Genomic DNA, 21,752 nt, shown 5'->3' on the forward strand with positions numbered 1-21,752 from the left:
AGTTAAACTAAAACTCCAGACAAACAGCGCGCGGTTCTCACCGCGCGCCGCCCACCAAATATTTTATTTCACCTGGCGCTTCTGATGCTCGCCTGCGGCTTTCACGAAGCCGGCGAACAGCGGATGCCCATCACGCGGCGTAGACGTAAATTCCGGGTGGAACTGACAGGCTACAAACCACGGGTGATTCGGCAGTTCAATGATCTCGACCAGCTTGTTGTCGGTGGAACGACCGGCGACACGCAGTCCTGCGGCTTCGATCTGCTTCAACAGCATGTTGTTAACTTCGTAACGGTGACGATGACGCTCGACAATGGTCGGTTCGCCGTACAGCTGACGCACCAGGCTGTTGTCGCTCAGGTTGCACTGTTGGCCACCTACGCGCATCGTGCCGCCCAAATCGCTTTCTTCGCTGCGCACTTCGACGTTGCCGTCTTCGTCGCGCCATTCGGTGATCAACGCCACCACCGGGTACTTACAGTCTGGCATAAACTCGGTGGAGTTGGCGTTTTCCATGCCGGCCACGTTGCGAGCGAACTCCATCAACGCCACCTGCATGCCCAGGCAAATGCCCAGGTAAGGAATGTTGTTCTCGCGCGCATAGCGTGCGGTCATCACTTTGCCTTCCACGCCGCGGTAGCCGAAGCCGCCCGGGATCAGGATCGCATCCAGCCCTTTCAGCACTTCCACGCCGCGGGTTTCTACGTCCTGCGAGTCGATCAGCTTGATGTTCACGGTCAGACGGTTTTTCAGCCCGCCGTGTTTCAGCGCTTCGATCACCGACTTGTAGGCATCCGGCAGCTCAACGTATTTGCCGACCATTCCGATGGTCACTTCGCCGCCCGGATTGGCTTCTTCGTAGATCACCTGTTCCCATTCGGCCAGGTTGGCTTCCGGTGCGTTCAAGCTGAATCGTTTACAAATATAATCGTCCAGCCCCTGAGATTTCAATAGGCCTGGGATTTTATAAATAGAATCAACGTCTTTCAGAGAGATAACCGCTTTTTCCGGCACGTTACAGAAAAGCGCGATTTTCGCGCGTTCGTTAGCAGGAACCGCGCGATCGGAACGGCAAATCAGCACATCAGGCTGAATACCGATGGAAAGCAGCTCTTTTACGGAATGCTGGGTCGGCTTGGTTTTCACTTCGCCCGCCGCCGCCATGTAAGGCACCAGCGTCAGGTGCATGTACAGGGTGTGCTCGCGGCCCACTTCCACCGCCATCTGACGGATGGCTTCGAGGAACGGCAGCGATTCGATATCGCCGACGGTGCCGCCGATTTCCACCAGCACCACATCGTGGCCTTCGCCGCCTTCGATGATGCGTTCTTTGATCGCGTTGGTGATGTGCGGAATGACCTGCACGGTCGCGCCCAGATAGTCGCCGCGGCGTTCTTTACGCAGCACGTCGGAGTAGATGCGGCCGGTGGTGAAGTTGTTGCGACGCGACATTTTGGTGCGGATGAAGCGCTCGTAGTGACCCAAATCCAGATCGGTTTCTGCGCCGTCTTCGGTGACGAAAACTTCCCCATGCTGAATCGGGCTCATGGTGCCCGGATCCACGTTGATGTACGGGTCCAGTTTCATGATGGTAACGTTGAGGCCACGGGCTTCAAGAATAGCCGCCAGAGAGGCTGCGGCAATGCCTTTACCCAGAGAGGATACGACCCCGCCGGTCACAAAAATATAATTAGTTGTCATGCTGAACCTGAGAGTTTAGGTTTAAAGACGATGGAAGAACCAGGACGGGAAAGTAGTATACCCGAACCTCTCCTGACCTACAAACGATCGTTTTGCTGTCCATCATCTCGGCCGCCCTCCCGTGTTCATCAGGGTTTACTCCGCCGGCGCCGCCTAAACCCTCTAGGAAATACAAAGAGTTAGCGGAGAAAATTTCTTTTTACCGCCCCTATCGAGCGATAAAACGCCTTAGATTTCAGTTTGTTGGCCTTTTGCTGCCGACGGCAGCCCTGCGCCTGTGACCTGACCGTAAGCTTAACCGTTTCAGCCTGAGTGAACCTTGTTTGCGATCAACATTGTCGTTGCAGCGATTCAACTTTCCTTGCGCTTCACCTGCTGCCAGGCGTCTTCCATCTGCTCCAGCGTGGCGTCTTCAAGCCGCAGCCCGCGTTGCTGGACGATCGCCTCCACCTCCCGGAAGCGGCGTTCGAACTTGCGGTTCGCCGCCTGCAGCGCGTTCTCGGCCTTGTGGCCCAAATGGCGCGACAGGTTCACGGTGGCGAACAGCAGATCGCCGATCTCCTCTTCCAGCTTGCTCTCATCAACCACCGCCTGGCGGGCTTCGTGCATCACTTCGTCGATCTCTTCATACACTTTGTCCAGCACCGGGCCCAAAGTGTTCCAGTCGAAGCCGACCGAGGCGCAGCGTTTTTGGATCTTGTGCGCTTTCATCAACGCCGGCAACGCCTGCGGAATATCGTCCAGCACCGAGTGCAGCGCTTTTTCGGCGCGCTCGCCGGCCTTCAACTGTTCCCAGCGCGCCGCCACGGCTTCGCTGTCTCCGCCCTTGGCGTCGCCGAAGATGTGCGGATGTCGGCGCTCCAGCTTGTCGCTGATGGCGGTGCACACCTCATCAAAATCGAACAGCCCCTGCTCCTGCCCCATCTGGGCGTAGAACACCACCTGAAACAGCAAGTCGCCCAGCTCGTCGCGCAGATCGGCGTAGTCCTGCCGTTCGATGGCGTCCAGCACTTCGTAAGTCTCTTCCAACGTATAAGGCGCAATGGTGGCGAAGGTTTGCTTGCGGTCCCACGAGCAGCCGAGCTGCGGGTCGCGCAGCGTTTTCATGATGTTCAGCAGACGCTGCAGCGGAGTGGATTGGGTCATAAAAAATCTCTGAGAAAGAATGGGGGCGCAGGGGAGCGCCCGCAGAGTTCATGGATTTCGGGCCGCATCCGCTATCGATACGGCCCGAAAGGCGATATGGGCTTAGTTGCCGTGCAAACGCTTGGCGTCTATCACGTCCGGCAGCTGATTCAATTTCGCCAGTACCCGGCTCAACACCTGCTGGTTGTAGATTTCGATATCCATGTCGATAGTGGCCAACTGCTTCTTGGTATCGCTGCGGCTGGCGACGCCCAGCACGTTGACCTTTTCGTTGGCCAGAATGGTGGTGATATCGCGCAGCAGCCCGCTGCGATCGTTGGCCATCACGCGCACCACCAGCGAATAACCGCTGGAGTAGCTTTCGCCCCACACCGCATCGACGATGCGCTCCGGCGCATGCGATTGCAGATCGACCAGCTGATCGCAGTCCGCACGGTGGATCGAAATACCGCGCCCCTGGGTAATAAAACCGACGATGTCGTCGCCCGGGATCGGCTGGCAGCAGCGGGCGATGTGGTGCATCAGGTTGCCCACGCCCTCCACCACCACGCGGCCGTTATCCTTGTTGCGGGTCGGCGGCGGCGCTTTCTGCTGCACCAGCTGGCGCAGCGCCTCGCGATCCTGCTCTTCGGCGCTCGGCTTGTTGAACTTGCCCTGCAGGTAATTCACCATCTGGTTCAGGCGAATGTCCCCGCCGCCGATCGCCGCCAACACCTCGTCCAGCGAGTTCATGTTGTAGCGCGGGATCAACAGCTTCTCAGCCTCTTTCAGGCTGATGCCGAGATGCTCCAGTTCGTTGTCCAGCATCTGGCGGCCGGCGAGAATGTTCTTGTCGCGATCCTGCTTGCGGAACCAGTTGTGGATCTTCGAGCGCCCGCGGCTGGTGGTCACGTAGCCCAGGTTCGGGTTCAGCCAGTCGCGGCTCGGGTTTGGCTGTTTCTGGGTGATGATCTCAATCTGATCGCCCATCTTCAGCTGATAGGTAAACGGCACGATGCGGCCGCCGATCTTGGCGCCGATGCAGCGGTGACCGACGTCGCTGTGAATGTGGTAAGCGAAATCGAGCGGCGTGGAGCCGGCCGGCAGATCCACCACGTCGCCTTTCGGGGTAAAGACATAGACCCGATCGTCGAACACCTGGCTGCGCACTTCGTCGAGCATTTCGCCGGAGTCCGCCATCTCTTCCTGCCAGGCGATGAGCTTACGCAGCCAGGCGATGCGCTCTTCGTAGCCGGAGCGCACGGTCACCCCCGCGCCCTCTTTGTACTTCCAGTGTGCGGCCACGCCCAGCTCGGCGTCTTCATGCATTTGCCGGGTGCGGATCTGAATCTCGACGGTTTTGCCGCGCGGCCCCAGCACCACGGTGTGGATCGACTGGTAGCCGTTGGGTTTCGGGTTGGCGACGTAGTCGTCGAACTCGTCCGGCAGGTGGCGGAAGTGGGTATGCACGATGCCCAACGCCGCGTAGCAATCCTGTAGACGCTCCGCCACGATGCGCACCGCGCGCACGTCGAACAGTTCGTCAAACGCCAGGTGCTTTTTCTGCATCTTGCGCCAGATGCTGTAGATGTGTTTCGGCCGGCCGTAAATCTCCACCCGAATGCCTTCTTTGGCCATCTCGGCGCGCAGCCCGGCGACGAAGTCGTCGATGAACTGTTCGCGATCGATGCGGCGCTCATGCAACAGCTTGGCGATGCGCTTGTATTCTTCCGGGTGCAGGTAGCGGAAGCAGAAATCTTCCAGCTCCCACTTCAGTTGGCCGATGCCGAGCCGGTTAGCCAGCGGGGCGTAGATGTTGGAACACTCTTTCGCCGCCAACACGCGTTCGTCTTCCGGCGCGTCTTTCACCTCGCGCAGGTGGGCGATACGTTCCGCCAGCTTGATGACCACGCAGCGGAAATCCTCCACCATCGCCAACAGCATGCGGCGCACGTTGTCGACCTGTTCGGAGGCCATCGAGTCGTTTTGGGTGGCTTTCAGTTGACGAATGGCGTCCATGTCGCGCACGCCGTGCACCAGCGCGACGATGCCATTGCCGAACGCTTCGGTCAGGGTCTCTTCCTGCACGATGCCGGCGTCCACCAGCGGGAACAGCAGCGCGGCGCGCATACTGTCGTTGTCCATGCTCAGCGTCGAGAGGATTTCCACCATCTCCAGGCCGCGCCACAGCAGCAGCGAGGCGTCGGGATGGTTTTGGGTCTGCTGCTCACAATAACGCCAGGTTGCGGCCAATCGCTCACATGACTGCGGGTTGGGTAGCCCCAAGCCGGCGATCCACTCATCGAGAGCGAACTCACCCGCCGTATTCAGATGTGCACTTCTTACCGCAACCATAACTTCTCCCTACTTTGCAGCGACCTCTGGCGCGCGCTCGTTGATAAACAGCGCCATTGATTCAAGATGCCCCGTGTGCGGAAACATATCCAACATCCGCACGCGCGCAAGACGATAACCGGCGTTCAACAGCACTTTGCTGTCGCGAGCCAGCGTGGTGGGGTTACAGGAAACATACACCACCCGCGCCGGCGCCAGTTTTACAATGTGTGACATCACCCCGGCCGCACCGGCGCGGGCGGGATCCAGCATCACCTTATCAAACCCTTGTGCTGCCCAAGGTTGCCGCTCAACGTCGTCCTCCAGATTCTCATGGAAGAACGACGCATTATTCAGCTTATTCTTATGTGCATTATATTGCCCATTCGCTACCAGCGTGGCAACACCTTCGATGCCCACCACCGCAGCGGCGCGGCGCGCCAGCGGCAGGGTGAAATTCCCCATGCCGCAGAACAGGTCCAGCACCCGATCATTGGGTTGAATGTCGAGCCATTCAAGGGCCTGCGCCACCATTTGTTGGTTTACGGCGTCATTGACCTGAATAAAGTCGCGCGGACTGAAGTCTAAGCGTAGCCCGTCAACCTGATAATACGGCGTTTCACCGCACAGTTTTTCCACGCGGTCGCTGTCCGGCGCCAGATAAACAGCGACGTTTTCCCGCTCGCCAAACGCCAACAGCGCCTGGCGATCCGCCTCTTTCAGGGCATCGAGATGGCGCAGCACCAGCAGCGGGCCGTTATCCGCCAGCACCAGCTCCACATGCCCCAGCCGCCGCACCGCCTGCAGCCCGCTCAGGCAGGCGCGCACCGGCGCCAGCAGCTGTTCCAGCTCCGGGCGCAGCACCGGGCAGTGCTCCACCGCTACCAGCTCGCTGGAGGCCGCCTGTCGAAACCCCATCATCAGGCGCTGCAGCTTCGGCTGCCACGCCAGGCTCAGGCGGGCGCGGCGGCGATAGCCGTATTCCGGGCCGGCGATCACCGGTTCCTGCTGCGGGGTCACCCCGGTTTCGCGGGCGATCATGCGCACCAGCGCCGCCGCCTTGCTCTGCTGCTGCAGCGCCTCATCCGCATGCTGCTGCTGGCAGCCGCCACACACGCCGAAATGCGGGCAGCGCGGTGCCACCCGCTGCGGGCTGCGGCTCAGCAGGCGCTTGAGCTTGCCTTTGGCGAACTGGCGCTTGTCTTCGGTCAGCTGGATTTCCGCCTGCTCGCCCGGCAATACGCCCGGCACGAACACCGCTTTGCCGTCGTGGCGCGCCACGCCCTGGCCGAAAGGATCGAGATCGCTCACCGTCACGGTGAAGATTTGTGAGCTCTGCCGGGTCGTCACGCGGCGTTTGGGAGAGTAGAATTGCGCCATATTTGTCGATTGTGTGCTGGTTCATTAAGCTAGTGTCAGCTGTCAATTCTCCCACATTGGAATCCCATGACCAAATACAGCCTGCGTGCGCGCATGATGATCCTGATTCTGGCCCCGACCTTGCTGATTGGTTTGCTGCTCAGCACCTTCTTCGTGGTGCACCGCTATAACGAGCTGCAGGAGCAATTGGTCGACGCCGGCGCCAGCATCATCGAGCCGCTGGCGGTGGCCAGCGAGTACGGCATGACGTTCCGCAGCCGCGAATCGGTCAGGCAGTTGGTCAGTCTGTTGCACCGCCGCCATTCGGACATCGTGCGTTCGATCACCGTGTTCGATGCGCAGAACAATCTGTTCGTTACCTCTAATTATCACCACAACTTCGCTCAGCTGCAGCTGCCGAAAGGCGTGCCGTTGCCCACCGAGCTGATGCTCACCCGACGCGGCGATTCGCTGATCCTGCGCACGCCGATCCTGTCGGAAAACCAATATCCGGATGAAACCGCTGACGGCGGCAGCCACCCCGACAACAACCTGGGCTATGTGGCGATCGAGCTGGATCTGCAGTCGGTGCGGTTGCAGCAATATAAAGAGGTGTTCGTCTCCACCCTGCTGCTGTTGCTGTGCATGTGTATCGCCATCCTGTTTGCTTACCGGCTGATGCGCGACGTGACCGGCCCGATCCGCAACATGGTGAACACCGTCGACCGCATCCGCCGCGGCCAGCTCGACAGCCGCGTGGAGGGCTACATGCTCGGCGAGCTGCACATGCTGAAGAACGGCATCAACTCGATGGCGATGTCGCTTACCGCCTATCACGAAGAGATGCAGCAGAACATCGATCAGGCCACGTCTGACCTGCGTGAAACGCTGGAGCAAATGGAGATCCAGAACGTCGAGCTGGATTTGGCGAAAAAACGCGCGCAGGAGGCAGCGCGCATCAAGTCCGAATTCCTGGCCAACATGTCGCACGAGCTGCGTACCCCGCTCAACGGCGTGATCGGTTTTACCCGCCAGATGCTGAAAACCGATCTGAGCGCAACCCAAACCGATTATTTGCAGACCATCGAACGCTCGGCCAACAACCTGCTGACCATCATCAACGATGTGCTGGACTTCTCCAAGCTGGAGGCCGGCAAGCTGGTGCTGGAGCATATTCCGTTCGCCCTGCGCGAAACGCTGGACGAAGTGGTGGTGCTGCTGGCCCCCAGCGCCCACGACAAAGGGCTGGAGCTGACGCTGGATGTGCACAACGACGTGCCGGAGCAGGTGATCGGCGACTCGCTGCGCCTGCAGCAAATCATCACCAACCTGCTGGGGAACGCCATCAAGTTCACCGAAACCGGCAATATCGATATCCGCGTCGAGCTGCGCAAACAGTTGGATCGCCGGGTGGAAGTGGAAGTGCAGATCCACGACACCGGCATCGGCATCTCCGAACGCCAGCAGTCACAGCTGTTCCAGGCGTTCCGTCAGGCGGATGCCAGCATCTCCCGCCGCCACGGCGGCACCGGGCTGGGGCTGGTGATCACGCAAAAGCTGGTGAAGGAGATGGGCGGCGACATCTGCTTCCACAGCCAGCTGAATCGCGGCTCGACCTTCTGGTTCCACATCACGCTGGATCTGAACGAGGGCATGCTGTCGCTGGCGCCGAGCCTGCCGGATCTGAACGGCAAAACGCTGGCCTATATCGAGTCCAACCCGACGGCGGCGCAGGCGACGCTCAACATGCTCAGCGTCACGCAGCTGGTGATCACCCACTCGCCGACGTTGGGCCAGCTGCCGCCAGGCCACTATGACTTCCTGCTGGCCGGCGTGCCGATCCCGTTCCGCGACAACATGGCGCAGCACCAGGACAAATTGTTGGCCTCGCTGAAGCTGGCCGATCGGGTGATTCTGGCGCTGCCGTGCCAGGCGCAGATCGACGCCGAACTGCTCAAGCAACAAGGTGCGCTTGGCTGCCTGATCAAGCCTATCACCAGCACGCGTCTGTTCCCGCTGCTGAGAATGGAGACGCCCGATCGGCTCGCCGCCCCACCTGAGCGTAAACGTCTGCCGCTGACGGTGATGGCGGTGGACGACAACCCGGCCAACCTGAAGCTGATCGGCACGCTGCTGGGCGAACAGGTGGAAAAAACGCTGCTGTGCGAGAGCGGTGAGGAAGCGCTGGCGCTGGCGCGCAACAACGTGCTGGATCTGATCCTGATGGACATTCAAATGCCGAAGATGGACGGCATTCACGCCAGCGAACTGATCCGCCAACTGCCGCACCACAACTCTACGCCGATCGTCGCCGTCACTGCCCATGCCGCCAGCGGCGAACGCGAGCATCTGCTGCAGGCCGGGATGGACGACTACCTGGCCAAGCCGATCGACGAGAAAATGCTGACCCGCGTGCTGTCGCGCTACCACAGCGGCGACGTGGAAAGCGCCGTCGCCGACGATGCCCCGCTGTCGCTCGACTGGCCGCTGGCGCTGCGCCAGGCGGCCAATAAACCGGATCTGGCGCGCGATCTGCTGCAAATGCTGCTCGATTTCCTGCCGCAGGTGCGCGAACGGGTGCAGGCGCTGCTCGAGGGGCAACACGACGACGAGATCCTCGACCTGGTCCATAAGCTGCACGGCAGCTGCAGCTACAGCGGCGTGCCGCGCCTCAAGCAGCTGTGTTTCTACCTCGAGCGGCAGCTGCGCCAGGGCATCACCAACGACGAACTGGAGCCGGAGTGGCTGGAGCTGTTGGATGAGATTGAACTGGTGATCCACGCGGCGCGCGCGCATCTGGCGCAACCGGCCTGAATCCTCAGGCCATAATGCAAAAAGGCACGCCGTAGCGTGCCTTTGTTGCTTTTAGCGCCTGACGTTTATCACTGCGCCAGCAGGTACAGTTGGCTATCGCCACGCTGAATATTCAACGCCAGCACCGACGGTTTGCTGTCGAGGATTTTACGCAGCTCGCCCAGGTTCTGGATCGGCTGTTGGTTCACGCCCAGGATCACGTCGCCCTTTTTCAGGCCGATGCGCGCGGCGGCGCTGCCGGCTTTCACGCTGTCGACCTTGACGCCTTTCACGTTGCCGACCTGGGTATTGCTCAGCTCGGCGCCTTCAATGCCGGTGTAGATATTGCCCGAGGCCACCTGGGTCTGCGCGCTTTGCTCCAGCGTGACGTCAATCGTTACCGGCTTGCCGTCGCGAATAATGCCCAGCGACATCTTGCTGCCGACCGGCAGCGTGCCGATCTCCGCCCGGAACGAGGCGAAGCTGGAGATGGCCTTGCCGTTCATGGTGACGATCACGTCGCCGGCCTTGATGCCCGCCTTCGCGGCGGAAGATTTCGGCATTACCTGGCTGACGAAGGCCCCGCGCTGCGCATCGACCTTCATCGCCTTGGCCAGCTCAGAGTTCAGCTCGGTGCCCATGATGCCCAGCTCGCCGCGTTTCACCTGGCCATACTCGACCATTTGCGCCGTCAGGTTTTTCACCATGTTGCTCGGAATAGCGAAGCCGATACCGATATTGCCGCCGTCCGGCGCCAGGATCGCGGTGTTGATGCCGATCAGCTCGCCGTTCAGGTTAACCAGCGCGCCGCCGGAGTTACCGCGGTTGATCGCCGCATCGGTCTGGATAAAGTTTTCGTAGTTTTCGATGTTCAGGCCGCTGCGCCCCAGGGCGGACACGATGCCCGAGGTGGCGGTTTCACCCAACCCGTACGGGTTGCCGATCGCCACGGTGTAATCGCCGACGCGCAGCTGATCGGAGTCCGCCATCTTGATCGCCGTCAGGTTCTTGAAGTCTTTCAGCTGGATCAACGCGATATCGGAACGCGGATCCTTGCCGATCACTTTGGCGTCGAAGCGGCGTCCGTCGCTCAGCTGCACCTGGATCTTGTTGGCGTTGTCCACCACGTGGTTATTGGTCACCACATAGCCCTTGGTGGCATCGATGACCACCCCGGCGCCCAGCGCCTGGAATTTCTGCTGCGTGCCCTGCGGCTGGCCATCCGGCCCTGGCTGTTCACCGCCCTGACACATCGGCGAGCCCTGGAACGGCGAACCGTCCTGGCAGAACGGCGAATCCTCACCGAAGAACTGTTGGAACTGCTGCGGCATGCGCGGCGTATTGACCGTGGTGCTGCCCTCAACGTTAATGCTCACGACGGAAGGCATCACCTTCTCCAGCATCGGTGCCAGGCTCGGCAGCTGTTGGGTGCTGGAAGAGGCGGTTTCAGCGGCGCTGGCCGTCGCCGGGCCCATCGCCATACCGATACTGAATGCCAGTGCGCTAAGAACTAATGCGGTTTTTTTCATCTGTGTGTCTCTTATAAAGTCGTTCAAAAAGAATGGCCGTCTTGCGTGCTTATTCAGAGTTAATTAATAGCCCGAAGTTCCGGCACAGATGATTGGCAATAGTAAACAAATATTGTCCGTCTTTACAAAACTCGAGACAGCCAACCGGTTGGAATTGCTGGCAATTATTCTTCAGCTCAATTATTCCGCCGCCATCAATCGACGATATTCATCATAGGCGTACAGGTCGGTCATTCCGCTGATATAGTCCTGCAATAAACGCGCGCGGAAATAATATTCCCGAATGCCTTGCTGCTCCGGCGATAAATGCTGCAGCCCTTCTACCGCCTCCGCATACGCTAGCCGATGCTTGGTGGACAGCTTGTGGAACAGGCGTGTTTCAATCGGATAAGCGCGATGGCTGTCCTCGCGCACCAGCTGGCTGAAGTCCGCCAGCGACATCGCCAACAGCGGGCTGTAAATGTCCAGCAGGCCGCTGATCACCCGATAGCCTTGCAGCTCGAGCTGCTCGACCTCAGGGTGGTTGAACACGTGCTTGAACGCCACATTTTTAAATATCTTCAGTAGCCGATAGGCCGGGCTGGAATCCTCCAGCAGCGCCTGATTGAAACTGCCCTGATAGACCGCGTCCAGATTGTCGATAAAGCGCTGCGCCGCATGCGGCACCAGCCGCGCCACGGTAAACACCCGCAGATACATGAAGAACTGATCTTCCGCGCTGCGCCGCGCGCCGCCGCGATCGATCTTGCGAAACGCGCTGGCGACGGTCTTGTCGAACAGATCGCCCGGCACCACCTCGCCCCACTCCTGAATCAGGTGCTGATACAGCTGCTCGACGGTGAAAATGCTCTTCTCCACCGCGTCTTCCAGATCGGCCACGCAGTACGAGATATCGTCGGCGGCCTCCATAATATAGGTCAGCGGGAAACGATCGAACTCGCCCATGTGCAGCTCGCGCCGCAACCGATCGACGAAGGCCTCTTCCGCCAGATAGTAGCCGGGCTTTTTCATCAGGTAACTGTGGCTGGCAGGGATGTCGCTCGCCCAGTAGGCCGGGCGAGTGTATTTCAAAATGCAGCCGACCTGCGCGTAGGTCAGGTTGAGCTTGAGCAGGCTGTACACCATGCGGATCGCCTGGGCGTTGCCCTCGAAATGGCTGAGATCCTGACGGATCCTGCTGCGCAGCCGGTTCAGATCGCTCTCCCCTTCATGCAGGCGCAGCGTCGCCACCTGGCAGCGATCGTGGCTGCCCGGCTCGCTGCCGCAGCTGGCGGGATCGAGCCGCTGGGCGAACCAGTCGTTGATCGCCGACTCGCCGAAGTGCCCGAACGGCGGATTACCGATGTCGTGCATCAGGCAGGCCATTTCCACGATGCTTTCAAACGGATCGAGCAGCCGGGTCAAGCCGAGCTCATCAATTCTCCCCGCCTGTTTGAAGCGATTGAGGATCTCTTTGGCGATGTGGCGCCCAACCTGCTGCACCTCCATCGAGTGCGTCAGGCGGCTGCGCACCGCCGCGTTGCGTTCCAGCGGAAACACCTGGGTTTTTTGCTGCAGACGGCGAATGGCGGCCGAGTTGACGATGCGCCCGCGATCGCTCTCGAACTGCCGCACGATGTCGTACTCTTCCTCGGCCTCGATCGGTTTGCTGAAAGGCCGTTGGAAGCTGATTTTTTGCTTGAAGTCGATCCCGGACATCTGTTTCTCCGCCGTTGCGCCCTGCCCCCGTGATAACAATTCCCGGCAGCGGATGCAACGCATTATCTCTGATACACAGCCATGATAGACTATGCCGCAATTCTCACGGCCAATCAGCGAGTGTTATTTATGAAAGTAGGCATCATCGGCGCAATGGAGCAGGAAGTCACCCTGCTGCGCGATCAAATCGAAAACCGTCAAACCATCCAGCGCGCGGGCTGCGAAATCTACACCGGCCAGATCGGCGGCGTTGACGTGGCCTTGCTGAAATCCGGCATCGGCAAAGTCTCTGCGGCCATGGGCACCACCCTGCTACTGGAACACTGCAGCCCGGATCTGGTGATCAACACCGGTTCCGCCGGCGGCCTGGCCAGCACCCTGCGCGTGGGCGATATCGTGGTGTCGGAAGAAGTGCGCTACCACGACGCCGACGTCACCGCCTTCGGCTACGAGCCGGGCCAGATGGCCGGCTGCCCGGCGGCGTTCGTCGCCGACGACGCGCTGATCGCGCTGGCGGAAAGCTGCATCAAACAGCTGGATCTGCACGCGGTGCGCGGCCTGATCTGCAGCGGTGACGCCTTCATCAACGGCGCCGAGCCGCTGGCGCGCATCCGCGCCACTTTCCCGCGCGTCGCCGCCGTGGAAATGGAAGCCGCGGCGATCGCCCACGTCTGCCATCTGTTCGGCACGCCGTTCGTGGTGGTGCGCGCCATTTCCGACGTCGCCGACAGCGAGTCGCACATGAGCTTTGAAGAGTTCCTGGTGGTAGCGGCCAAGCAGTCTACGCTGATGGTCAATGCCATGCTGCAAACCCTGGCCAAGCGCGGTTGATGTGAGGCTGCGCTTCACCTCGATGCTCTGTCTGTTGGCGCTCTGGCTGGCCCTGCCGGTCGGCGCCGCCCAGCGGGTGATTAGCCTGGCGCCCAGCGCCACCGAGCTCGCCTATGCCGCCGGCATGGGCGAGGTGCTGGTGGCGGCGAGCGCCTATTCCGATTACCCGCCGCAGGCCGCCAAGCTGGAGCAGGTGGCCTCCTGGCAGGGCATCAACCTGGAGCGGGTGCTGGCGCTCAAGCCGGACCTGATCCTCGCCTGGCGCGGCGGCAATCCGCAGCGCGTGCTGGATCAGCTCGCCGCGTTCGGCATCCCGATCTTCTATGCGGACGCCGACAACCTCGGGGGGATCGCCGGCTTGCTGGATAAGCTGGCGCAATACAGCCCGCACCCGGATCAGGCGCATCAGGCGGCAGACGACCTTCGCCGACAGTTCGCCGCTCTCAAGCAACAATACGCCGCTAACTCACCACGGCGCGTGCTGCTGCAGTTCGGCACCCAGCCGCTGTTCACCAGCTCCGGCGCCACATTGCAAAGCCAGGTGCTGGCGCTGTGCGGCGGGCAGAACGTCTTCGCCGATAGCCGCACCCCTTGGCCGCAGATCAGCCGCGAGCAGGTGCTGGCGCGTCAACCCCAGGCCATCGTCATCACCGGCGGCGCGAAAGAGGCCGCCAATGTGAAAGCCTTCTGGGCGCCGCAGCTGCAGGTGCCGGTGATCGCGCTGAACGAAGACTGGTTCAATCGCGGCGGGCCGCGCCTGCTGTTGGCGGCGCAGCAGCTGTGCCGCCAGCTGGCGGAGATCCGCTAATGCTGGTGTTCTGGTTGGATATTCTCGGCACGGCGGTGTTCGCCGTCTCCGGCGTACTGTTAGCCGGCAAGCTGCGCATGGATCCGTTCGGCGTACTGGTATTGGGCGTGGTCACCGCGGTCGGCGGCGGCACCATCCGCGATATGGCGCTGGCCAACGGCCCGGTGTTCTGGGTCAAGGATCCCACCGATCTGGTGGTGGCGATGATCACCTGCGTCTTGACGCTGCTGCTGGTGCGCCAGCCGCGCCGCCTGCCGAAATGGGTGCTGCCGGTGCTCGACGCCGTCGGGCTGGCGGTGTTCGTCGGCATCGGCGTCAACAAGGCTTTCGCGGCCGGCACCGGCCCGCTGGTGGCGATCTGCATGGGAGTGATCACCGGCGTCGGCGGCGGCATTATCCGCGACGTGCTGGCGCGCGAGATCCCGATGATCCTGCGCACCGAAATTTACGCCACCGCCTGCATCATCGGCGGCATCGTGCACGCTACGGCGTTTTACACCTTCCACATGCCGCTGCAACAGGCCATGATGCTGGGCATGGTCATCACGCTGGCCATTCGGCTGGCGGCCATCCGCTGGCACCTCAAGCTGCCCGCCTTTATTCTCGAACGCTGAGCCGTCGCCCTGCGGGGCGACGCGTGGCAACGCCGCACCGGGTGATTTATTAGACTAAAAATGGGTCTAGTGGTATTATTTTCGTCCAAAAAATAGCGTAGTATCGATGTGAAATTCTGTTACCCGCAGGTTAATCCCTTCCCCACGCTGTTAAAACTTTTTAACTTTTTGCCGATAAGTCATCACAAGATGGCTTACGGATGACTATTCCCGCAATGATGAAAAAAATTCTGCTTGCCTGCTGTGGCGCCCTGCTGAGTGGCGCCGCGTATGCCGATGCCGTCAGCGGCCAGATCGGCGTTACCCTGACCATTGAACCGCAATGCGCCGTGCGCCTCGAAGCCGCCGTCCCCCAGGCCCAATGCAGCCACGCGACGGCGCAGCCGAAGATCATCCGCACCCCACCGGCGCAGGAAAGCAATGCGGAAGTGATCCTCGTGGAATGGTAGACATAAAAAAACCCGCCGGCCGTAAGGCGAGCGGGTTGATGTTCTGACAGGCAAACTCAGATGCTGAACGACGAACCGCAACCGCAGGTGGTTTTGGCATTCGGGTTGGTCACCACGAAGCGCGACCCTTCCAGCCCTTCGGTGTAATCCACCGAACCGCCGACCAGATACTGCAGGCTCATCGGATCGACCACCAGCGCCACGCCCTGCTTCTCGATGGTCATGTCGCCATCGTTGACCTTGTCGTCAAAAGTGAAGCCGTACTGGAATCCGCTGCAGCCGCCGCCGGTAATGTAAACCCGCAACTTCAGGTTCGGGTTTTCTTCGTCAGCAATCAGGAACTTAACCTTGTTTGCTGCTGCCTCGGTAAATTGCAGGGGCAGTGCCGTTTGATCACTCATACTCTTTACTCCCAACATTGTTCAGCATCAGATCGCGACTATGGCTGCCTGATTAATATTAACGATTATCCGATACCTGAGTGTTGCGTTCAAGTATTCACCGCATTTGTTGTATTTTCCTTACCTGTTTTCTCCGCCGCTTCCCGTGCCAGCTGCACCTCCTGCCTTTGCAGGGTGCGAGCCAAGATCGACGAATACAGCGGCTTGCCGCCGAGCAGCTGCGCCACCACCGTGGCGCCGAGGCAGGTGATGATCATCGGTAAAATCAGCTGATAGTTGTCGGTCATTTCCAGCACCAGCACGATGCCGGTCAACGGGGCCCGCACCGTGGCGGCGAACAGCGCCCCCATACCGGCGATGGCGAAGGTGCCCGCTTCGATGCCGTATTGCGGGAACAGATGCGCCCCCGCCAGCCCGAAGGCGGTGCCGAACAGCGTGCCCAGCGCCAGCATCGGCGCAAAGATGCCACCCGGCGCGCCGGAACCGAAGCACAGCAGCGTGGTGAAGATGCGGGTAATGAAGATAAACATCAACATGCCGACGCTGTAATTGCCCGCCGCGGCGATCGGGATCAGCCCAAAGCCGCCGCCCGCCGCCTCTGGCTGAATCAACCCCAGAATGCCACACACGCCGCCGAGCAACCCACCCATCAACAAGATATTGCGCATTCTGCCGCCGTGCAGGCGCGCGAACATGTCTTGGGTGCGGAAGATCAGCGCGTTGAACCCCACGCCCACCGCGCCGAATATCGCCCCCAGCACCAGATAGAGCCACAGGGTGTTGATGGGCGCCGAAGAAAGTTTGTCGACCGCGATCACCGAGCCCTGGCCGTTAAACAGCTGGTACACCACGCTCGACATGATAACGCCGATAAACACCGCTTTAATCGAGATCAGGTTGTAGCGAAACTGCGGCCGCATCTCTTCGATGATAAACAGAATGCCGGCCAGCGGCGCGTTGAACGCGGCGGACAGCCCGGCGGCGGCCCCGGTCGCCAGCAGCGAATGACGCGCCTCGGCGCCGCGAATGCGCAGCACGTCCAATACCATGCGCCCGACGTTGCCGCCCATTTGCACCGTGGGCCCTTCGCGCCCCAGCACCATGCCCGCCCCCAGCGTGCCCATGCCGCCGATGAATTTCACCGGTATCACGCGCCACCAGCGCACCGGCCGCAGCTCCTCCAGCGCGCCTTCGATCTCCGGAATGCCCGAGCCGCCCGCCTCAGGCGCAAAGCGCCGCACCAGGTAATAGCCCAGCGCCGCCAGCGCGGCGGACAGGATAAACGCCAGCGGCCACACCAGGATCCAGGAGTCGGCGACCTGCGCCAGCGAAGCCAGCCGCTGCTGCTGCACCCACTCCACCGCTTTATCGAAGGCCACGCCAAGCAAACCAGCCAGCGTCCCCACCAGCGCGGCCATCAACAAGATCGCCACCGGCGTTTTATCGCGGCGGATAAACTGGCGCACCGCATCGCTGCGGCTAAGGCGCGGGCTCAACGTCCCGACGGGCTGTGAGTGTGATTCTGTCATCGCGAATAATTCGTCAGGTAATTTGTAATACAAATAGGCAGGGCGATAATTCTACCCCAACCCGGCGGCGGGCGCTGCCGTTAATGGTATCTGACTGTGATCGTTTCATAACGCGGCGCTCTCCTCTAGAATAGCGCGGTCAAATCATTCAAAAGAGAATCCAGGAGCCGATTTATGAGCCTACACAGCAAGTCCGAAAGTCTGTACGCCCAGGCGCAACAGTTGATCCCCGGCGGGGTAAACTCTCCGGTGCGTGCATTCACCGGCGTAGGCGGTGTGCCGCTGTTTATCGAGCGCGCAGACGGGGCTTACCTGTTCGATGCCGACGGCAAGGCCTATATCGACTATGTCGGTTCCTGGGGGCCGATGGTGCTGGGGCATAACCACCCGGCGATCCGCGACGCGGTGATCGAAGCGGCGCAGCGCGGCCTGAGCTTCGGCGCGCCGACCGAGATGGAAGTCAAAATGGCGCAGCTGGTCACCGAGCTGGTGCCGACGATGGATATGGTGCGCATGGTGAACTCGGGCACCGAAGCCACCATGAGCGCCATCCGCCTGGCGCGCGGCTACACCAACCGCGATAAAATCATCAAGTTCGAAGGCTGCTACCACGGCCACGCCGACTGCCTGCTGGTGAAAGCCGGCTCCGGCGCGCTGACCCTCGGCCAGCCGAACTCACCGGGCGTGCCAGCCGACTTCGCCAAACACACTCTGACCTGCACCTATAACGATCTGGATTCGGTGCGCGCCGCCTTCGAACAGTACCCGTCAGAGATCGCCTGTATCATCGTCGAGCCGGTCGCCGGCAACATGAACTGCGTGCCGCCGCTGCCGGAATTCCTGCCGGGCCTGCGCGCCCTGTGCGACAAGTACGGCGCGCTCTTGATCATCGACGAAGTGATGACCGGCTTCCGCGTGGCGCTGGCCGGCGCGCAGTCCTATTACGGCGTTGAGCCGGATCTGACCTGCCTCGGCAAAATCATCGGCGGGGGTATGCCGGTGGGCGCCTTCGGCGGCCGTCGCGATGTGATGGAGGCGCTGGCGCCGACCGGTCCGGTCTACCAGGCGGGCACCCTGTCCGGCAACCCGATCGCCATGGCGGCGGGCTACGCTTGCCTGACCGAAGTGTCGCAGGTTGGCGTGCACCAGACGCTGACCGAACTGACCGAGATGCTGGCCGCAGGCCTGCTGCATGCGGCGCAGGAAGAGAATATCCCGTTGGTGGTCAACAACGTCGGCGGCATGTTCGGCCTGTTCTTCACCGACGCGCCGGCGGTCACCTGCTACCAGGACGTGATGCAGTGCGACGTGGAACGCTTCAAGCGCTTCTTCCACCTGATGTTGGAAGAAGGGGTGTATCTGGCACCGTCCGCCTTCGAAGCGGGCTTCATGTCCGTGGCGCACAGCAAAGAAGACATCCAGCGCACCATCGACGCCGCGCGTCGCTGCTTCGCCAAGCTGTAATCCCGGCCGGATGGCCAAAAAAATGGGCGCCTCGGCGCCCGTTTTGTTTTTCGCTGCGGTTTACAGCAGCGTGCCGTAAATGGTCAACAGCGCCACCACCACCACGATGATCATCGTCACCTTGCGCGCCAGCGTCACCGCCGCGCGCGGCGTTTGCACCGGATCCATATGCGGATCGCGCGCCAGCGAGAACTGCGCCAGCCGCGTCAACACCTGATACGACGACGAATGCCGATCCCCCAGCGAGGCGAACCAGGCCGGCAGCGCCCGCTCGCCGTGGCCAAATAGCGCATAGGCCACCCCGGCCAAACGCACCGGGATCCAGTCCAGCCAGTTCAGCAGGTGATCGATGCCCGACTGCGAACGCTCCAGCGGCGTATTGTGGCGCGCCAGCCAGGTTTGATAGGCGCGCAGGAAGGCATATCCCGCCAGCGCGATCGGCCCGTACGGCCCAAAGACCACGAACCAGAACAGCGGCGCCAGGTAATAGCGGAAGTTGATCCACAGCAGCGCGTTTTGCAGCTCGCGCAGACGCAGCTCTTCACTGCAGTCCACCGGCAAACCGTGGATCAACGCCAGCTCTTCCGCCATCTGATCGCTGGCATGGGTATCCCCCTGCCGCGCCGCTTTCAGGTAGGCGCGGTAGTGTTTGCGCTTGATGCCGGCGCCGACGCACAGCAGATCGATGACGATCCACAGCAGCAGCGTCACCACGCCAAAGAATAACCCGTGCGACAACCACAGAACGCCCCAGACGACAACCATCCAGGCGGCGGTCATCGCCAGCGTCTGCGCCAGCGAAACCCGATGCAGCCGCTGAAATACCACTTCGAGGCGATGATCCAGCTGCCAGTGTTCCCCCAGCTTGAACAGGCGCTCCCAGGCCAAAACCAGCAACAGCGTAAACAGCGTCATTAGCGATTCCTCTCCCTTTTTCTTGTCTCAAGCATAGCGTCGGCAGGCGCGCCGCGTTGTTCCAGAGATGCCAGATAGCGATCCCAATCGAACGCCGGCCCGGGATCGGTTTTGCGGCCGGGGGCGATATCGCAATGCCCGGCGATATGCGCCGCCAACGGCGGATAATGTTCGGCCAGCAGCGCGGTGACCGCCTGCAGCGTGCGATATTGCGCCTCGGTGTAGGCTAACTGGTCGGTGCCTTCCAGCTCGATGCCGATGGAGAAATCGTTGCACCGTTCGCGCCCCTGATACAGAGAAACGCCCGCGTGCCACGCGCGCTGGTCGAAGGGCACATACTGCACGATCTCCCCATCGCGGCGGATCAGGCAGTGCGCAGACACTCGCAGCTGATGGATCTCGGCGAAATAAGGGTGCTGCGCGGGATCGAGCGTGCCGGTGAACAGCTGGTCGATATAGGGGCCACCGAATTCGCCGGGCGGCAGGCTGATGTTATGGATGACCAGCAGCGAGGGCGGCTCGTCATCCGGGCGACGATCGCAGTGCGGCGAAACCACTCGCGTCACCCCGACAATCCAGCCATTTTCCAACTGCATCAGACACCTCTCTGCGGTGGTACTTATTCCTGCAACAGAGTAGCATGTTCCCCTACGATCTAACCGTCCATTTCGGAGTTTTCCATGCCGACACGCCGCTACAGTGCCGACCGTCGCCGTACCGAGCTTCTTGAACGTATTGAAAGTGATATTCCCTATTCCGTCGCCCAGGCGCTGCGCGAAGACCTGGGAGGTGAAGTTGACGCCGGGCGCGATATTACCGCGCAATTGTTACCGGCGGACAAGCAGGCCGAAGCCACCGTCATTACCCGCGAAGCCGGCGTGTTCTGTGGCCGCCGCTGGCTGAACGAAGTCTTTATTCAGTTGGGCAACCAGGTGCAGGTGGAGTGGCTGGTGGCAGACGGCGACCGTCTGATACCGAACCAACCGCTTTGCCGGCTGCGCGGCCCTGCACGGGTGCTGTTGACCGGCGAGCGCACCGCGCTGAACTTCGTGCAGATGCTCTCCGGCGTGGCGACCGAGGTCAGCCGCTATGTGGCTCTGCTGGAAGGCACCCAGACTCGCCTGCTCGATACCCGCAAGACCTTGCCCGGCCTGCGCACCGCGTTGAAATATGCCGTACTGTGCGGGGGCGGCAGCAACCACCGGCTGGGGCTGTCCGATGCCTTCCTGATCAAGGAAAACCACATCATCGCCTCCGGCTCGATCAAAAACGCGGTGGAAAAAGCCTTCTGGCTGCACGCCGACGTGCCGGTGGAAGTGGAAGTCGAATCGCTTGATGAACTGCAGCAGGCGCTGGACGCCGGCGCCGACATCATCATGCTGGACAACTTCAGCGTCGAGATGATGCGTCAGGCGGTCGCCCAAACCCAGGGCCGCGCCCAGTTGGAGGTATCCGGCAACGTCACCAGCGAGACGCTGCGCACCTTCGCCGAGACCGGCGTGGATTACATTTCGGTCGGCGCGCTGACCAAACATGTGACCGCGCTCGATCTGTCGATGCGCTTCAAATGATCCCCTCGCCCCCGGCCGCCGCCGGGGGCGTTACCGCAGATTTGCGAAGCCCCTCGCACCGTTTTTCCCTCCGCTGCAAACGACATCAATACTGATGGAAGTACGCCGAGAAACGCGTAAAACCCGCTCGCCGTTCCCCCGCGCAAACCGCTACCGTTGTTTTCCACACCCTTATGGAGGAAACAACGCATGGAAACGCAACGCGGCTTTAGCCTGATCGAACTGATGGTGGTGATCGCCATCATCGCCATCCTCAGCGCCATCGGCATTCCCGCCTACCAGCGCTACATCCAGAAAGCGGCGATGACCGACATGCTGCAAACCATGGCGCCGTATAAGCTGGCGGTCGAGTTGTGCGTACTGGATGAAGGCGCGCCCGCCGGCTGTGAAGCCGGCAGCAAAGGCATTCCCACCGGCGGCGCGTCGCGTTACGTCAGCGGGGTGAAAGTCGTTAAAGGCGTCATCACGCTGACCGGCGCCCAAACGCTGCAGGGGCTGGCAGTGGCGTTAACCCCCAAGTCGAACGCCGATGGGCTGACCCGCTGGACCCGGCTGTGCAGCAGTGAAAACGCGACGCTGGTTGAGGTATGCCGGGAAGTCTTCCGCTTCGACGACGCGGCGGAGTAACGGC

Annotated in this window: 18 protein-coding genes; 8 read left to right on the forward strand and 10 right to left on the reverse strand. The window is 61.2% G+C overall.

The window, feature by feature from the left end; all coding sequences use genetic code 11:
* Window positions 1-63 precede the first annotated feature (63 nt).
* The 4 genes from pyrG to rlmD all read right to left on the reverse strand — a co-directional run bounded on the left by pyrG (window position 64) and on the right by rlmD (window position 6,540).
* On the reverse strand, window positions 64-1,701 hold the full coding sequence (gene pyrG / locus ACJ8J4_RS14710; RefSeq protein ID WP_197836208.1) for a glutamine hydrolyzing CTP synthase: 1,638 nt from the start codon (window positions 1,699-1,701) through the stop codon (window positions 64-66).
* Window positions 1,702-2,052: 351 nt separating this feature from the next.
* The gene (gene mazG / locus ACJ8J4_RS14715; RefSeq protein ID WP_197826318.1) at window positions 2,053-2,847 is read right to left on the reverse strand and encodes a nucleoside triphosphate pyrophosphohydrolase; all 795 of its coding nucleotides are present in this window, start codon (window positions 2,845-2,847) and stop codon (window positions 2,053-2,055) included.
* Between the two features lie 102 nt (window positions 2,848-2,949).
* A complete protein-coding gene (relA, locus tag ACJ8J4_RS14720; RefSeq protein ID WP_025301597.1) occupies window positions 2,950-5,181 on the reverse strand; it encodes a GTP diphosphokinase in 2,232 nt (743 codons plus the stop codon).
* A 9-nt stretch (window positions 5,182-5,190) separates the two neighbouring features.
* Window positions 5,191-6,540 (reverse strand): 23S rRNA (uracil(1939)-C(5))-methyltransferase RlmD, encoded by a 1,350-nt coding sequence (rlmD, locus tag ACJ8J4_RS14725; RefSeq protein ID WP_025301596.1) that lies wholly within the window; start codon window positions 6,538-6,540, stop codon window positions 5,191-5,193.
* A gap of 66 nt (window positions 6,541-6,606) precedes the next feature.
* On the opposite strand from rlmD, the gene barA reads away from it, so the two are divergent.
* The gene (gene barA, locus ACJ8J4_RS14730) at window positions 6,607-9,333 is read left to right on the forward strand and encodes a two-component sensor histidine kinase BarA (RefSeq protein ID WP_025301595.1); all 2,727 of its coding nucleotides are present in this window, start codon (window positions 6,607-6,609) and stop codon (window positions 9,331-9,333) included.
* 68 nt (window positions 9,334-9,401) lie between these two features.
* On the opposite strand, the gene degP is transcribed toward barA, so the two are convergent.
* Together degP and dgt are read right to left on the reverse strand one after the other, a co-directional pair.
* Entirely contained in the window at window positions 9,402-10,841 is a 1,440-nt protein-coding gene (gene degP / locus ACJ8J4_RS14735) for a serine endoprotease DegP (RefSeq protein ID WP_049294833.1), read from the reverse strand.
* A gap of 180 nt (window positions 10,842-11,021) precedes the next feature.
* Window positions 11,022-12,539 (reverse strand): dGTPase, encoded by a 1,518-nt coding sequence (gene dgt, locus ACJ8J4_RS14740; RefSeq protein WP_060448158.1) that lies wholly within the window; start codon window positions 12,537-12,539, stop codon window positions 11,022-11,024.
* 129 nt (window positions 12,540-12,668) lie between these two features.
* On the opposite strand from dgt, the gene mtnN reads away from it, so the two are divergent.
* From mtnN to ACJ8J4_RS14760, 4 genes are all read left to right on the forward strand, one after another.
* A complete protein-coding gene (gene mtnN, locus ACJ8J4_RS14745) occupies window positions 12,669-13,370 on the forward strand; it encodes a 5'-methylthioadenosine/S-adenosylhomocysteine nucleosidase (protein ID WP_197836210.1) in 702 nt (233 codons plus the stop codon).
* Window positions 13,371-13,392: 22 nt separating this feature from the next.
* Entirely contained in the window at window positions 13,393-14,178 is a 786-nt protein-coding gene (gene btuF, locus ACJ8J4_RS14750) for a vitamin B12 ABC transporter substrate-binding protein BtuF (protein ID WP_197836268.1), read from the forward strand.
* Entirely contained in the window at window positions 14,178-14,792 is a 615-nt protein-coding gene (locus ACJ8J4_RS14755) for a TRIC cation channel family protein (protein ID WP_025301590.1), read from the forward strand. The genes btuF and ACJ8J4_RS14755 overlap by 1 nt, the downstream gene beginning before the upstream one ends.
* Before the next feature lie 200 nt (window positions 14,793-14,992).
* Window positions 14,993-15,241, forward strand: coding sequence for a hypothetical protein (locus ACJ8J4_RS14760; protein ID WP_197836212.1), 249 nt, complete (start codon window positions 14,993-14,995; stop codon window positions 15,239-15,241).
* 56 nt (window positions 15,242-15,297) lie between these two features.
* Here the strand turns inward: ACJ8J4_RS14760 and erpA are convergent, their stop codons facing one another.
* Together erpA and clcA are read right to left on the reverse strand one after the other, a co-directional pair.
* Entirely contained in the window at window positions 15,298-15,642 is a 345-nt protein-coding gene (gene erpA, locus ACJ8J4_RS14765; RefSeq protein WP_004932708.1) for an iron-sulfur cluster insertion protein ErpA, read from the reverse strand.
* Between the two features lie 89 nt (window positions 15,643-15,731).
* Window positions 15,732-17,171, reverse strand: coding sequence for a H(+)/Cl(-) exchange transporter ClcA (gene clcA, locus ACJ8J4_RS14770; RefSeq protein ID WP_169541261.1), 1,440 nt, complete (start codon window positions 17,169-17,171; stop codon window positions 15,732-15,734).
* A 174-nt stretch (window positions 17,172-17,345) separates the two neighbouring features.
* On the opposite strand from clcA, the gene hemL reads away from it, so the two are divergent.
* On the forward strand, window positions 17,346-18,635 hold the full coding sequence (gene hemL / locus ACJ8J4_RS14775; protein ID WP_025301587.1) for a glutamate-1-semialdehyde 2,1-aminomutase: 1,290 nt from the start codon (window positions 17,346-17,348) through the stop codon (window positions 18,633-18,635).
* Window positions 18,636-18,695: 60 nt separating this feature from the next.
* Here the strand turns inward: hemL and ampE are convergent, their stop codons facing one another.
* Window positions 18,696-19,550, reverse strand: coding sequence for a beta-lactamase regulator AmpE (ampE, locus tag ACJ8J4_RS14780; protein ID WP_025301586.1), 855 nt, complete (start codon window positions 19,548-19,550; stop codon window positions 18,696-18,698).
* Window positions 19,550-20,146 (reverse strand): 1,6-anhydro-N-acetylmuramyl-L-alanine amidase AmpD, encoded by a 597-nt coding sequence (gene ampD, locus ACJ8J4_RS14785; protein ID WP_025301585.1) that lies wholly within the window; start codon window positions 20,144-20,146, stop codon window positions 19,550-19,552. The genes ampE and ampD overlap by 1 nt, the downstream gene beginning before the upstream one ends.
* Window positions 20,147-20,230: 84 nt before the next feature.
* Between ampD and nadC the strand changes: the two genes are divergently transcribed.
* Together nadC and ppdD are read left to right on the forward strand one after the other, a co-directional pair.
* Window positions 20,231-21,121, forward strand: a complete 891-nt coding sequence (gene nadC, locus ACJ8J4_RS14790; RefSeq protein WP_025301584.1) for a carboxylating nicotinate-nucleotide diphosphorylase — start codon at window positions 20,231-20,233, stop codon at window positions 21,119-21,121.
* 189 nt (window positions 21,122-21,310) lie between these two features.
* On the forward strand, window positions 21,311-21,748 hold the full coding sequence (gene ppdD, locus ACJ8J4_RS14795; RefSeq protein WP_047025208.1) for a prepilin peptidase-dependent pilin: 438 nt from the start codon (window positions 21,311-21,313) through the stop codon (window positions 21,746-21,748).
* The last annotated feature ends 4 nt before the right edge of the window (window positions 21,749-21,752 follow it).

It is taken from the genome of Serratia sp. CY47280, assembly GCF_052168655.1.
Classification (GTDB): Bacteria; Pseudomonadota; Gammaproteobacteria; order Enterobacterales; family Enterobacteriaceae; genus Serratia; species Serratia bockelmannii.